The organism is Streptomyces sp. NPDC088261, assembly GCF_044740805.1.
GTDB lineage: Bacteria > Actinomycetota > Actinomycetes > Streptomycetales > Streptomycetaceae > Streptomyces.
The window spans coordinates 198,120-212,844 of the sequence record NZ_JBIURL010000008.1 but is presented as its reverse complement, the minus strand read 5'-3'; the positions used below and the strand labels follow the sequence as shown (position 1 = coordinate 212,844).

The 14,725-nt window shown below is 72.2% G+C and carries 8 protein-coding genes; 5 read left to right on the top strand and 3 right to left on the bottom strand.

Annotated features, from left to right (window positions below; all coding sequences use genetic code 11):
• Positions 1-11 precede the first annotated feature (11 nt).
• Positions 12-4,574: a polymorphic toxin type 27 domain-containing protein gene (locus tag ACIODU_RS18040; protein WP_401768532.1), complete on the bottom strand. Its 4,563-nt coding sequence runs from the start codon at positions 4,572-4,574 to the stop codon at positions 12-14.
• A gap of 260 nt (positions 4,575-4,834) precedes the next feature.
• Complete coding sequence (locus tag ACIODU_RS18035) at positions 4,835-6,580, bottom strand: TIGR03767 family metallophosphoesterase (protein WP_401768529.1); 1,746 nt, start codon at positions 6,578-6,580, stop codon at positions 4,835-4,837.
• 400 nt (positions 6,581-6,980) lie between these two features.
• Here ACIODU_RS18035 and ACIODU_RS18030 point away from each other — a divergent pair, with 400 nt between their 5' ends.
• From ACIODU_RS18030 to ACIODU_RS18010, 5 genes are read left to right on the top strand one after another with little or no spacing between them, the layout of a single operon-like run.
• On the top strand, positions 6,981-8,384 hold the full coding sequence (locus ACIODU_RS18030; protein WP_401768527.1) for an aldehyde dehydrogenase family protein: 1,404 nt from the start codon (positions 6,981-6,983) through the stop codon (positions 8,382-8,384).
• Positions 8,381-9,931, top strand: coding sequence for a sugar ABC transporter ATP-binding protein (locus ACIODU_RS18025; protein ID WP_401768524.1), 1,551 nt, complete (start codon positions 8,381-8,383; stop codon positions 9,929-9,931). The genes ACIODU_RS18030 and ACIODU_RS18025 overlap by 4 nt, the downstream gene beginning before the upstream one ends.
• Entirely contained in the window at positions 9,928-10,959 is a 1,032-nt protein-coding gene (locus ACIODU_RS18020; RefSeq protein ID WP_401768522.1) for an ABC transporter permease, read from the top strand. Before ACIODU_RS18025 ends, ACIODU_RS18020 begins: the two co-directional genes overlap by 4 nt.
• Positions 10,956-11,924 (top strand): substrate-binding domain-containing protein, encoded by a 969-nt coding sequence (locus ACIODU_RS18015; protein ID WP_356422925.1) that lies wholly within the window; start codon positions 10,956-10,958, stop codon positions 11,922-11,924. Before ACIODU_RS18020 ends, ACIODU_RS18015 begins: the two co-directional genes overlap by 4 nt.
• Positions 11,924-13,378: a mucin-5B gene (locus tag ACIODU_RS18010; protein WP_401768521.1), complete on the top strand. Its 1,455-nt coding sequence runs from the start codon at positions 11,924-11,926 to the stop codon at positions 13,376-13,378. The genes ACIODU_RS18015 and ACIODU_RS18010 overlap by 1 nt, the downstream gene beginning before the upstream one ends.
• A gap of 48 nt (positions 13,379-13,426) precedes the next feature.
• On the opposite strand, the gene ACIODU_RS18005 is transcribed toward ACIODU_RS18010, so the two are convergent.
• Positions 13,427-14,725, bottom strand: coding sequence for an RNA polymerase sigma factor (locus tag ACIODU_RS18005; RefSeq protein WP_401768519.1), 1,299 nt, complete (start codon positions 14,723-14,725; stop codon positions 13,427-13,429).

The window sequence follows — 14,725 nt, the reverse complement described above, 5'->3', positions numbered from 1 at the left end:
CCCTCTCTCGGTCACGGCACCGGCTCCCCGTTGGCCAGCTTGAAGGGGTCGGGGAAGACCCGCTTGCCGCCCATGTGCCACTCGATCGACTTCCAGGTGCGCTGGCCCAGCCTGACCGCGGTGCGCAGCTTGATCATCTCCCAGGCAGTGCCGTAGCCGCTGGACCTGATCAGTTCCCAGTCGTTGCCGCTGATCGTCTCACCGCGCAGGAGGAGCGCGCTGAGCGCCTCGTTCTCGTTGGCGGCGCCGGCGACGCCGTCCAGTGAGACCGACAACTTCACGTTGGGGTTGGACACCGTCCTCTCGACTCCGACCGTCCAGATCGGACGCTCGCCCATCCCCATCTCGCGCGGCAGGTTCGTTCCGTAGGCCTTGTTGTTGAACGTGTCGGCGCCGATCGCCTCCGCCAGCTCGTCCGCGTAGGGGTTGATGCCGAGGACGATGTGGTCCCCGTCCTTCACCAGGTCCTTGAGGATCTTCTCGACGCACTCCTGAGGCGACCCCTGCGCGGCGAGCGCCCGGGCGCCGGAGGCCGCCGGCGCCCTCGAAGAGGCCGATTCACACGCCCTGTACACCGCCTGCATGATCTTGGCGGCGATGCCCGCGACGGCGACCTCGGACAACCGGAGGGAGCGCAGCGCGGCCCACGCGTCGATGAACCCGATTCCGGTCCTGGCGGCACCGTCCATCGCCCGGACGGCGTCCGCGATGGGGCGGATGATCTTGCCCGCGAACAGGCTCGCCACATCCACGACGGCCCAGGCGCACCCGCCCCAGCTTCCGTTCTCACCCCCGGGGGTGAGTTTCTGGGCGCAGCGGATCCAGCTTCCGAAGAGGATGTCGACGGGGTCGACGCCCTGCTGGTACTCCGCGATCGTGATGGTGTGCGTGACCTCGGTGTATACCGTGTCCGTCTTCTGCTCGCCCAGGTACAGGGTGTCCCCGGAGAAGCACGAGTTCTCCCACACCTCCGTGGTGCACAGGTAGAGGTCGAGATCGGCCTTGTAGCCGATCTTCTGGGTCATCGTGCAGTCGCCGTCGTAGAAGAGCTGGTCGAACCAGCCGTCGCAGCCCTCCGTCTTCCTGATGACCTTCGGTTCGCCGACCTGCTCGATGTGGTCGACGACGTAGAACACGCCACCGATCAGTCCGCCGGCCTCGTCCGGGACCGTCCCGGCCTCGATCTGCCCGGTGTTCGCCGCGTTCTCGGCCTGGGTCGCGGCCTCCTGGGCGGACTCGGCGTACTTCTGGGCGTCCTTGGCGGCTTCCTCCGCCGCCGTCGCCGCGGCGTCGGCCCGCTCGGCGGCGGCCCTCGCCGCGCTCGCGGACTCCTCCGCCCGCGCGGCGGCCGCGCGGGCGGCGTCGGCGTCGAGGGCGGCGGCGTCGGCCGAGGTACGGGCGGCCTCGGCGTACCCCTCGGCACGGCCGGCGGCCTGGTCGGCGGCGTCCGCGTCGGCCGTGGCCTGCCGGTCGTACTCGATGGTGCGGGCGAGTGACTGCTGGGCCTTCGCCGCCGCGGTCGCCGCCGCGGCCGCGTAGCTCAGCGCCTCCTTCGAGTAACTGCGGGCGTCCGCGGCGTACTTGGCGGCGGTCGCCGCGTGCTGATAGGCGGACTTGGCGTCGCCCTGTGCCTGGTCGGCGATGACCTGGGCGGCGGCCGCCTCCTCGGCCGCGTTGGCGGCGTGGGCGTCAGCGACGGCCTTCTGCTGCTCGGCGACGGTCTTCGCCGCCTGGCCGGACAGGACCACCAGAGAGGCGGCCGAGTCCGTGGTGACGTACGGCGAGCCGAGCTGGATGGCGTCGTTCGCGGGAGCCGCGACCTGTGACGCCGCGTTCCCGGCGTCCACCGCCGCCTGCGCGGTGACGTAGGCGAATCCCGCGGCCTTCGCCGAGGCGGCGGTGGCCTTGTCGGCCTCGGCCTGGGCGGCGTCCGCCTCGGTCCTGGCCGTCTTCGCGTGCGTCTGGGCGGCGTTGGCCGCCTCGACCGACAACGCGGCCTCGGCCGACGCGTGTGCGGAGGCGTCGATGGCGTCGGCGGCGGCGCTCGTCGCGGTGCGCACCGCGGCGTCCGCCCGCAGCTTCGCCGCCTGCGCCGCGTCCGCTGCCGCCCGGGAGCGCTCGGCGGCGGCCTCCGCGCGGGTCGCCGCCGCGTCGGCGTCCGCCGCCGCCCGGGTGGCCGCGTCGGCGGCGGTACGGGCCCGGCCCGCCGCGGCCTCGGAGTCGTCCGCGTGCCGGTCGGCGTCGTCGGCGGCCGTCCGCGCGGCGTCCGCCGCGTCCCCCGCGTCCAGGGATTCGGCGTAGGCCTGCTTGGCGTCGGCCTTGGCGCGCTCCGCGTCCGCCTTCTGCTGGGCGTCCCACGCGTCGTCGCGCAGTTCCCTGGCCCGGTCCCGGGCGCCCTCGGCGTCCTTCTTCCTGGCCACCGCCGTGGCCTCGGCCGTCTCGGCCCTGCCCTTGGCGCTCTCGGCGTTGGCCGCTTCGGTCTCCGCGGTCTGCCGGTGCCGGGCCGCCTCCGACTTCTTGAGGTCGGCGGTTTCCTTCTCCGACTTCGCCGTGGCCTCTTCGGCCTCGGCCTTCAGCCGCTTGGCGTGCGCGTCGGCCGCCGCCGCCTTGGCGTCCCCCTCCGCGACCAGGGACTCGGCGAGCTTGGCCTCGGCCAGCTCCTTGTCCTTCTTGGCGTTGTCACGGTGCAGCTTGGCCGCGTCGGCGGCCGCCTTGGCCTGGAGTTCGGCCCGGTACGCCGCCTGATTGCGGAACTCCGCCTTGGACTGCGCGGCCTGCGCCAGCGCCCGCTGGGCGACCGTGGCGCTGTCCGCGGCAGCCGCCCGGGTGGCCGCCTCGGCGGTCTCGCCCGCCTTCACCAGCGCCGCGACCGCGGCTGCCGCTCCCTGCGTGACCTGCGCCTTCTGCTGGCCCACCAGCAGACCGCGGCCCCGTGGCGCCCCGTTGGCGTCCGCGATGGCGTACGCCGCCTGTTCGGCGGTGGTGCTGGCGGTCTGGGCGGCCGTCGCGGCCGTCGACTGGCGCTTCAGTTCGGCCAGTTCGGCCAGCGCTCCCGTGCGGGCGGCGCTGAGCCGCTGCGACGCCTTGGTGAACTCCGCCGTCGGGGGAACGGTGCCGTCGTGCGCGGAGACCTTGAACAGCACCTTCTGCGTGGCGGCCGTACCGCACGCGGCAGCGAGCGCGTCCTGTCCGACGGTGTACGCGGGGAAGTTCAGGCACTTGTTCACCCCCAGGTTCTGGAGGGTGGCACTGGCCCGGACGCTGAACTTCCACACCTGCGTGGAGGCGCCGTTGCAGGCCGAGATCTGGATCTTCGTCTGGTTGGTGGCGACGTCGAGGCACTTCTGCGCGTTGACGTTCTGGAGGCTGTAGCCCTCGCCGTAGCCCCCGTTGATCCGCCACTGCTGCGCGGCGGCCGTGCCGCAGGTGACGACCTCGACCGCCGTGCCGTTCGCGGTGCCGGACCCCTGTACGCCCAGGCACTTGCCCGCCGCACCCGGGATCTGGACGGCCATCGGGGCGTAGCCGATCCAGCCGATGCCGCCCGAGGACCAGTAGTCCTGCCAGCGGGTGATGTGGTCGGCGACCCACGCGTGGCCGAGCATCCTGCCCATCGACTCGGAGGCCACGGTCAGCGCCTGGACGGCGTTCTTGTTCGCGGTCAGGATGTCGTTGCGCTTGGCGGCCTGGGAGACGATCTCCTGCTGCCACTCCGCCCCGGCGGTGGCGGACACACCGCCCAGGACCTTCTCGGGGTCCATCGGGTCACGCCACGCGCACGCGGCGAAGCGGGACTTGAGGTCCTCCACCGCGACCCGGTACTCGGCGGTGCCCGGCACCGGCGCCTTGTCCGGGAAGCCGCCCGAGCTGAGGAAGAGGCGCGCGTTGTCCGCGCCGGTCGGCTCCAGGCTCCAGGCCGTCAGGTGCTCGTAGGCGTCCCGCAGGGCGACCTGCCGGTCCCAGTCGGGCGCGGACGGGCTGGGGGCGCTGCCGTACAGCGGTTTGCCCAGCGCCTTGACCGCTTTGACGGTCGCCGCGTCGGCCGGCGGGGTCGCGTCCTCGTAGAAGTCGTCCTCGTGCTTCCAGAACCGGTCGGCGATCCACGTCGTGAGGCCGGTCTGGGTGTGGAAGTCCTGGCCGTCGTCACCGCTGGTCCCGGGCGGCCACTCGAAGTCGACGACGGACTTGAAGCCGCCCGGCGTCTCCAGCCCGGTGATCTTCCAGCTGTCGTGGAGCGCGTCGAGCCGGTCCAGCTCGGCGGACGCGGCATTCTGGTCCGACGCGTACGCGGCGGCGAGCGGAGTGTCCTCCCAGAACTCCCGGTCGGCCAGCTGCCGCAGCCGCTCCGGAGTCTGGTTGAGCGCGTCCTTCGCGGTGGTGGCCATGGCCGGCCCGCCCAGCCGCAGGACGTCGCTCATCAGGCACTGGTCCTGCCGCAACTGCTCGGCGGCGGTGTCCTCGTACCAGTCGTAGTCGGCGGCCAACTCGGTTCGCGGGGGTGTGTAGCCGCTGTTCACACCGGCCCCGGCCAGTACGGCCAGGGCGAGCAGGGGCGGGAGCAGCCGGCCGGTCACACGGGAGAGTCTGAGCAAGGGGGTGGGAGACCCCGTGGGTCTGAGGCGCAAGGGAGTACCAGTTCTGGTCAGGGAGCCGACCGAAAGGCACGGCGGGGCCGGCACGGCTGAGCGGCCTCGCGCCCCCGAACCTGACGGTCACTCAGGAATGGGTCCGAACACAGCGCAAGCCTGGACCTGCGGCTGGATGCTAACCGGAGAGCGGCAGCCCTGGATACCGAATAATCGTCCCTGGTACGGGAGTTGATCCCGCCGCCCGCTCAGCGCCTCAGCAGCAGCTCGGTGTTGCGGTCCGTGGACGTGCCCGCGCCGGCCTTGCCCGCGCCCGGTGCGTTGAACGAGAACTCCCGGTACAGGGACGCGAGTCCGGTCTGCGAGAGGTCGTGGAAGTCCGTGCGGTGCGGGGCCGACGACTCGATGAGCGTGGTGAAGAGGGAGAGGGTGCCGTCGTTGTTGTCGGCGATCTCGATCACCCGGGCGAGCTGCGGGAAGTCGATGTGCGAGGCGGTGGAGATTTCCCAGAAACTCCCGTGCGCCAGCACCGAGTTGCGGTGGCTGTGCCCGTTGACCCAGGCCAGCACGGAGCGGTGCTTCTGGAGCAGCGCGACCACCTCGTCACCGGAGTGCCGGGCCTCGCCGGGCTTCGCGGGGTCGCGGTGGGTGTTGGTCATCGTCCAGCTGTTGTGGTGGCTGAAGACGACGACGTACTGGTCCTTGTGGGCGGTGAGCGTGCGCTCCAGCCAGGTCAGCTGTTCCGTGCCGAGCGACCCGAGGAAGTGGCCTCCCCGGTCCGTGGTGTCCAGGCTGATGCCGGTGACGTTCTCGCCCATGGGGAAGGTGTAGTAGAGCGTGTCGCTGTCCAGGTTCTCCGCCGTGTAGCCGTGTCCCGCCGGACCCGCCCCCGCGCGCGCCGGGTCCAGGTGCGCGGTCAGGTACTCGCGCGGGCCGAACGGCGCCCGGCCCGGATCGGGCGTGATCGCGCGCATCGACCGCGTGGAGGCGCGCAGCAGGTCGACCAGGCCACCGCCGGCCGGGCGGCTGCCGCTCTTCAGGGTCTGCCGGAGAGTGGCCGCCGCGCTGTCGGAGACGCCGTACAGCTTTTTCCCCCCGACCGCGAAGTCCGCGAGGAAGCCGCTCCGGTCGGCCATGGCGCCGCTCGCCAGCGTGTCGTGGTTGCCGACGGTCGAGAACCACGGCATCCGCAGCCCGGGGCTGTTGACCGGGCGGATCGCCGCCGCGAGGAACCCCTCGATCCCTGGGTAGCCGAGCTTCTTGTCCGTGTCCGGGCGGGTGTCCTCCGGGTGCCAGAACAGCCGCTCGCCGGAGTTCTGGGCGCCCTCGTACCGCCGGGGGTCCCCGGTGTTGGGGGTGACCCGGCCCCCGCTCATCACCGTCAGGAACCAGTCCAGCTCCGCCAGCGAGTTGTTGTCGGTGTTGTCGCCGGTCGTCACCGCGAAGGAGAGCGGGGCGCCGGTGGCGGGGCCGTTCCGCAGGGCGTTGATCTGCTCGACCAGCGCGACCGCGCCCGGCACGGTCAGCGCCTCCTGGGGGCGCCACGACGACAGGTCCATGGAGCGCAGGTACTCCGTGCGCACCGGGTGCTGGACGTCCACCAGGTGCAGGTCCGTGAGCTGGACGAACGAGCTGAGGACGGTACGCCGGCCCTCGCGGCCCGACCGGGGGGCGGCGAGGTCGTCCCGTACGACCCTGTGCCAGCCGGGCCCGTCGCCCAGGCGGCGGTACGGCGCGGCCTCGCCGCGCGGCGCGGCCACCGTGTCGAGGGTGGTACGGGCGGGGAGGGGACGCGGGGAGACGGGGACGGGGGCGGCCGGCGGGCGGGGCGCGGGGACGGCCGGGGTGGTCGGCGCGGCCGCCGCGGACGCCTCGCCCGAGCCGCCGCCCGCGCCGAGCGCGAGTCCGATTCCCGCCGAGACGCCGACCGCCCCGGTGGCGGTGAGGAAGGACCGGCGGTCGACCGCGGTGACTGCGGAGCGTATGCGTGACATGGTGCGGTCTCCCCGAGTGCGAACGCATCAGCAAGCGTGCCGGAGGTCGGCCCCCTGGCTACTCCTTGATGGTTGGCACCGGGTGTGGCCTGCGCGTGAACGACGTTCCAACGCTCGACACCCATCACCGCACAGGGATCACCGGCGGTGGCGAACCGTCGCCGGGCCCTCCCGCGCCGTACCGGATCCGGTCACTCCCCGTTCATCGCCGGGGGAAGACGCGCCGCGCGCGGGGCGCCGTGCGCGCCGACCGGACCCCCGGCCGTGCCCGAACGGTCACGACCGCTGTGCTCCAGCCATTTTGTTTTATCTGTTGACGAATTACGGAGGGTGCGCCAGCATCGCAGCGACTTTCCGCAGACATGACCAACTGCCAAAGCCAGTACAGGGAGAGCGACGCATGTCGACCCGTACCGCCCCGCTGCCCGTGCACAACCCGGGAACAGGCGAACTCCTCGGCGAGATCGAGGACAGCACTCCGGAACAGCTCACCGCCGCCCTCGCCACCGCCGAACGCGGCCAGCGCGCCATGGCCGCCCTGCCCGCCCACGAACGGGCCCGACTGCTGCTCCGTACCGCCGACCTGATCGAGGCCGAGGCCGCCGACCTGGCCCGGTTACTCGCCGCGGAGAACGGCAAGCCCCTCTTCCAGACCACCGAGGAGGTCAAGGCGGCGATCCGGATCTTCCGCGGGTACGCCGGCGAGGCCACCCGGCTCTTCGGGCGGCAGATCCCCCTGGACGCCGTGCCGGGCCTGGAGCGCCACCTCGCCGTGACCGTCCGCGAACCGCTGGGCCCCGTCGCCGCCCTGGTGCCGTTCAACTACCCGGTCGAGCTGTACGCGCACAAGGCCGCCGCCGCGCTCGCCGCGGGCAACGCCGTGCTCGTCCACCCGCCCGTACGCTGCCCGCTCGCCCTGGTGCGCATCGCCGAACTGGTCGCCCGCGCCGGCGCCCCCGAAGGCGCCCACCAGCTCCTCACCGGAGGCGTCCACGTCTCCCAGGAGCTGGCCTGCCGGCCCGGCGCCGCCGCCGTCAGCCTCACCGGCAGCACCCACGCCGGCCGTGAGATCGCCCGCCGCGCCGCCGACACCCTCAAGAAGGTCCACCTCGAACTCGGCGGCAACGACGCCCTGATCGTCTGCGACGACGCCGACGTGGAGGCCGCCGCCCAGGCCGTCGTCCTCGGCCGGCTGGCCCGCGGCAACGGCCAGATCTGCTGCGCGGTCAAGCGCGTGTACGTCCAGGACGGCATCCACGACGCGTTCGTGGACGCGCTCCTCGCGGGCGCCGCCAAACTCACCGTCGGCGACCAGCTGGCCGACGGCACCGACGTCGGACCGCTGATCAGCGAGGACGCGGCCGAACGCGTCGAGGCCGCCGTCGCCGCACTCGTCTCCGACGGCGCGCGCAAAGCCGCGGGAGGCGGCCGCCGGGGCGCGTTCAGCGATCCCACCGTGCTCGTCGACGTCCCCGCCGACAGCCCGGCGCTCGCCGCCGAGATCTTCGGCCCGGTCGCGCCCGTCGCCCGGTTCACCGACCCCTTCGACGCCGTACGCATGGCCAACGAGTCCCCGTACGGACTCCAGGCCGCCGTCTTCACCCAGGACATCCGGCGCGCCTTCCAGCTCGCCCACCGGCTCGACGTCGGCGGGGTCGTCATCAACGGCTCCACCGCGCTGCGCGCCGAGAACCTGCCCTTCGGCGGCCCCAAGGACACCGGAGGCTCCGCCGAGGGCCTGCACGACACGGCGCTGGAGTTCACCCGCCAGAAGACCATCGTGGTGATGGAGGCCCTCGGGTGACCAGCACGACCCGTACACCCCCGGCCCCCCGGCCGTCCGCCCCGCCCGCCCTGGAGATCCGCGGGGTGCGCAAGGCGTACGGCGCCACCGAGGTGCTGCACGGCGTCGACCTGACCGGGCACGCCGGTGAGGTCCTCGCCGTGGTCGGCGCCAACGGGGCCGGCAAGTCCACCCTGATCAAGATCCTGGCCGGCGCGGAACGGATGAGCGCCGGTGCACTCCTGCTCGACGGCGAGCACGTCGACCTGCGCTCCCCGCACGACGCCCACCTCCACGGCATCCGTACGGTCCACCAGGAACTGACCCTCGTACCCGAGCTGTCCGTCACCGAGAACCTCCTCATGGGCCACTTCCCGCGCCGGCTCGGCGGCTTCATCGACTGGCGGGCCGCCCATGCCCGCGCCCGGGACCTGCTGGAGTCCATCGGGTACGGCGCCATCGACCCCCGCACCCGGGCGGGCCGCCTCACGGTCGCCAGACAGCAGATGGTCGAGATCGCTAAGGCACTGGTCAGCGAGGGCAGCGAGCCGCGCGTCCTCGTCCTCGACGAGCCCTCCGCCGTCCTGGCGGGCCACGACCTGGAGGCGCTCTTCGCGCTGATCCGCCGCTTACAGCAGCGCGGTGTCCTCATCGTGTACGTCTCCCACCGCCTCGCCGAGGTGACCGAACTCGCCACCTCCATCGTCGTGATCAAGGACGGCCGGGCCGTCGCCACCACCACCCCCGACCGCACCGACGAGAACGAACTCATCCGGCTGATGGCCGGGCGCCGGCCGGGCCAGCTCTACCCGGACCGCCGCCACGACCCGGGCGCACCGCTGCTCACCGTCTCGGGGCTGCACCGCCCGGGGGAGTTCGCCGACATCTCCTTCACCCTGCGCGCGGGTGAGATCACCGGACTGTTCGGCCTGGTCGGCTCCGGGCGCAGCGAACTGGCCCGCTGCGTCTTCGGCGCCGAACCCGCCCGCTCCGGGACCGTCAGGACGGCCGGCGGCACCGCCGACCGCTTCCGCACCCCGCGGGAGGCGATCGCCGCCGGACTCGCCCTCGTCACCGAGGACCGCAAACGCACCGGCCTGGTCCTCGGCCTGTCCACCGCCGAGAACATCGGCCTCACCACCCTGCGCGCCTTCACCAGGGGCCCGCTGCTCGACACCGGCGAACGCGGACGCCGGGTCGAGTCGATGGTGCGGCAACTGGACATCCGGCCCGCGCACTCCGCGAAACTTCCCGTCCGCGCGCTCAGCGGCGGCAACCAGCAGAAGGCCGTTCTCGCCAAATGGCTGCTCACCGGGCCGCGCGTCCTGCTGCTGGACGAGCCGACCCGGGGCGTGGACATGGCCACCCGCGCCGAGATCTACCGGATGCTCGACCGGCTCGCGCGGGAAGGGCTCGCCGTCCTGCTGATCTCCTCCGACCTCACCGAGGTGCTGGGCGCCACCGACCGGGTGCTGGTGATGCACGAGGGCCGGATCGCCGCGGACCTCCCCTCGGACCGTACGACCGAGGACACCGTCCTCGCCCACGCGATCGGACACGCCGCATGACCGACCAACTGACCAAGCCCCCCGAGTCGAACGGTCCCGGCGGCCCGGCGCGGCCGGCCGGGGAGGAAACGCCCGCGCGGCGGACGCCGAGGCTGATCGTCGGGGGGCGCGACCTCACCCTGGAGGCCGGGCTCGCCCTGCTGCTGATCGTGTTCGTCGCGGTCGCGGGCTCCACCACGGACGCCTTCCTCACCGAGGGCAACATCACCAACCTGCTCAAGCAGATGGTCACCACCGGCCTGCTGGCCTACGGCATGCTCACCGTCATCCTCACCGGCGGGATCGACCTGTCCGTCGGCTCGGTGGTCGCCTTCTCCGGCATCGTCGCCGCCGGGCTGTCGTCCGGGCTCCCCGTCCCCCTCGCCATGCTCGTCGGCATCGTCTCGGGGATGGCCTTCGGCATGGTCAACGGGACGCTGGTGGCCCGCTTCCAGCTGGCGCCGTTCGTGGTGACGCTCGCCGCGCTCACCACCATCAGAGGGCTGGCCTTCGTCTATTCGGAGACGCCGGTGGCGCCCGAGAAGGAAGGCTTCTTCGAGCTGGGGTCCGCCGTCCTCGGACCCATCCCAGTCTCCACCCTGATCATGCTCGGGGTCTTCCTGTTCGGCGGGATCTTCCTCAGCCGCACCCCGGCCGGCCGCTCCCTCGTGGCGATCGGCGGCAGCGCGGAGACCGTCCGGCTGGCCGGCATCGGCGTACGCCGCCACATCGTCCTCGCCTACACCATCAGCGGCGCCTGCGCGGGCCTCGCCGGGGTCATCCTCGCCAGCCGCGTCGGCATCGCCCAGCCCAGTGTCGGCACCGCCTTCGAACTCGACGCGATCGCGGCCTGCGTGATCGGCGGCGCGAGCCTGGCCGGCGGCAAGGGCTCCGTACGGGCCACCTTCGCCGGTGTCCTCGTCCTCGCGCTGATCAACAACCTGCTCAACCTCTACGACGTGCAGAGCTTCTGGCAGCAGGTGCTCAAGGGCCTGATCATCGTCGCCGTCATCCTCGTCCAGCGCACCGGAAAGGCACGAACCTCATGATCACGAAGAAAGCGTCCGGGGTCCTGGTGGCCGGAGCGCTCGCCGCGTCCCTCGCCGGCTGCTCCTCCGACGGCGGTACGGGAGGCAAGGGCGACGGTTCGTACACCGTCGGCATCGCCAACTTCACGCTCAGCGGGCCCTACTTCAACGGCATGGACCGGGCCATCAAGGCGCAGGCGGAGAAGAAGGGCGTCGAGACCGTCAGCACCGACGCGGGCGGCGACGCGGCGAAGCTCGCCTCCAACGTCGAGGACCTGCTGAGCAAGGACGTGGACGCCGTGATCGTCTCGGGCGGCCCGCTGGAGTCCGCGCCCGCGGTCCTCAACTCCATCAAGGCCGCGGGCAAGCCCGCCGTCCTGGTCGACCGCAAGTTCCGCACCGGCACGTACAGCAGCTGGATCGGCCCCGACAACGAGGCCATCGGCAAGCAGAACGGCCAGTTCCTCGTGGAGCGGCTCGCCCAGGGCGGCACGGTCGCCCTGGTCAAGGGCGGTCCCGCCGACAACAGCATCGGCCAGGCCCGTACGAACGGCGTGAAGTCGGCGCTGGAGGGCGCCCCCGGCATCAAGATCGTGGAGGCGCCCGACTTCGGCAACTGGAGCTCGGACGGCGGCCTGACCGTCATGGAGAGCCTGCTCGCCTCGCACAGCGACCTCGACGCCGTCTTCTGCGAGAACGACGCCATGTGCCTGGGCGCCCAGCGCGCCATCAAGGACGCCGGCCGGGACAAGGACATCGTGCTGGCCGGCGTGGACGGCCAGGCGGAGGCGCTCAAGGCCATCCTCGACGGCACCAACTACCTGGTCACCGGACTCAACGACGCCGACGTGATCGGCGGCCTCGGTCTCGACAGGACCGTGGACATCCTCGACGGAAAGAAGACCGAGAAGGACACGGTCGTCCCGTCCCCTCGTGTCACCAAGGAGAACGCCCAGAAATACTACGATCCGGAAGGCAATTTCTGATGACCCGCACTCATCGTTACGCGCTGGCGGGCCTGGTCTGCGGCGCGCTTGTCGTTCCCCTCACCCTCGGTACGGCCTCGGCCGCGCCGGACGAGGACGCGACCACCCGGGCGGCGGCCACCCAGGCCGGCGCGCCCGCGGCCGCCGCCCCCAAGGCACCGGCCTGGCAATTGCTGCACTCGGAGAACTTCAGCAAGCCGCTCGACCCGAACCGCACCCCGTGGACCCGCGAGACGTACAGCCAGCCGTTCGACACCATCATGGAGGACAACGGCCAGTGGTACCGCAACGACTACGGCCCCGCCTGGGACACCGCGTTCAACTCCTTCGCCACGTACCGCAAGGAGTTCAAGGTCGGTGACGGCGGCTGGCTCACCGCCTCGCTGTCCGCCCGCGACTGGAACAAGGACGGGCAGATCGAGAAGGCGCCCTCCATCACCAACGGCAGGGCGGGCGGCAAGACCGTCGCCCAGCTCAAGGTGCCCGACCACACCGGCGGCGCCATCTTCCGCCCCACCCAGGCGCTGCCCGACCAGTACCGCATCGAATACCGCCTGAAGACCCTGGACTTCGGCGGGAAGCGCAACGGGACCATCGACTACGGCAACCGGATCAACGGCTACAGCAAGGACGGCTGCAAGACGCAGCACCCCTGGGGCGAGGGCTCCAACAGCCCCGGCTGGGAGGGTGACGCGTCAGCGCCGTACTGCGAGTGGCAGGACGTCCGCGCCGGGAAGTACGGCTACAACGGCTTCCACTACCTGTCGATCGTGGACTTCGCGAACCCCGCCCCCCGCAACAACCACTTCTGGCACTACCGCCGCAAGGTCCTGATGGACTCCTTCGCCCAGCACCCCGACCGGGTGGGCACCGGCACCGGCGGACGGGTCTGCAACTCCGCGACCAACACGTACTACGACTACAAGGACAGCAGCTTCAACACGGTCAACATGTGGATCAGCGGCCTGCCCAACTGGAACCCCGGCAAGGGTGGCCTCGCGGGCAACTCGCAGTGGTTCATGACCAGTTGCTCCGGCGGGGTCGCCGAGCAGCAGCTGTCCTCGGCGGCCGAGCTCCAGCCCGAGCTGATGCCGAACCAGGACTACGTCTTCGCCATCGAGCGGGACGCGACCGGCTACACGCTGGAGGCCAGCGGCAACTTCGCCCGCGCCGGGCAGAAGACGCTGCGGTTCCACCGGCCGTTCATCGTCGACAACAAGCCGATCTGGCACTACAACGTCAAGGCGAGCGAGTACGACGGCCGCTTCAACAACACGCTCACGCAGAACGACAACAACGGAAGCGCCACCTGGCCGAACCAGTGGCCGGCGGGATCCGCGTACCCCGACTCCTTCGTCATCGGGGACCTGTACACCAACGTGTACGAGGGCAGCGCGAGCCTGACCGACATCAAGATGTTCGTGCCCAAGGCGGTGAAGACCGCCAAGAAGTAGCGCGCCGCGCACGCCCGGCCGGCGCGGGCCGGGCGTGCGCCCCGCACCTCACCTCCCCGTCTCCTTCCCGCGCCGTGCCTCCGCCTCCGCGAGGCGCCGCGCGAGATGACGCCGTTCCGCGTCCGTCGGTGCCAGCGCGACCGCCTCGCGGTACGCGTCCACCGCCCCGTCCCACCGGCCGAGCCGGCGCAGCAGATCGGCGCGGGTGGCGTACAGCGGGAAGTAGCCGGCCAGTTCCCCCGCCGAGACCAGGTCCTCCACCAGCGCGAGGCCGTGCGCGGGACCCTCGGACATCGCGACCGCCACCGCGCGGTTCAGCTCCACCACGGGCCCCGGCGACCACCTGGCCAACTCGCGGTAGAGCAGCGCGATCTGGGGCCAGTCCGTGTCCGCCGCGTCGGACGCCGAGGCGTGGCAGGCCGCGACGGCCGCCTGCACCTGGTACGGCCCCGGCCTGCGCCGCAGCAGCGCGTCCTCCAGGACGGACAGCCCCTCGGCGATCCCGTCCCGGTCCCAGAGCGAACGGTCCTGCCGCTCCAGCGGCACCAGCTCCCCGGCGGCGTCGACCCGCGCGGCACGCCGTGCGTCGTGCAGCAGCATGAGCGCGAGCAGGCCCCGTACCTCCGTGTCGTCCGGCAGCAGCCCGGCCAGCACCCGGGTCAACCGGATGGCCTCGGCGGTCAGTTCACGTCGTACGGGCACCGCGCCGGCCGAGGCGCCGTACCCCTCGTTGTAGAGCAGGTACAGCACGCTCAGCACCGCCGCCGTCCGCTCCGGCAGGCGGTCGGCCGACGGCACCCGGAAGGGGATCCGCGCGTTCCGGATCTTGTTCTTCGCCCGGACCAGGCGCTGCGCCATGGTGGACTCGGAGACCAGGAACGCGTGGGCGATCTCCGCCGTGCTCAGCCCCGCGAGCGACCGCAGGGTGAGGGCGACGCGCGCCTCGGGCACCAGCGCGGGGTGGCAGCAGGTGTAGATCAGCCGCAGGCGGTCGTCGGGCAGCGAGCCGTCCCCGTCCACTCCGTCCTCCTGTTCCGCCGGTGCGCCCGCCGGCGCGCGGTCCGCCAGGCCGGCCACTTCCCGTACGGCCCTGGCCTCGGTCCGGGCGCGGCGCAGCCGGTCCAGCGCCCGGTTGCGGGCGGTGGTGGTGAGCCAGGCGCCGGGGCGGCGCGGCACCCCGTCGCGCGGCCAGCGTTCCACCGCCCGCGCGAAGGCGTCCTGCGCGCACTCCTCGGCCAGGTCCCAGTCGCCGGTGAACCGGATCAGGGACGCCACGATCCGGCCCCACTCCTCGGCGTACGCGCGGGCGACCGCGTCGCCCACGGCGTCGCCCACCCCCTCGCTCAC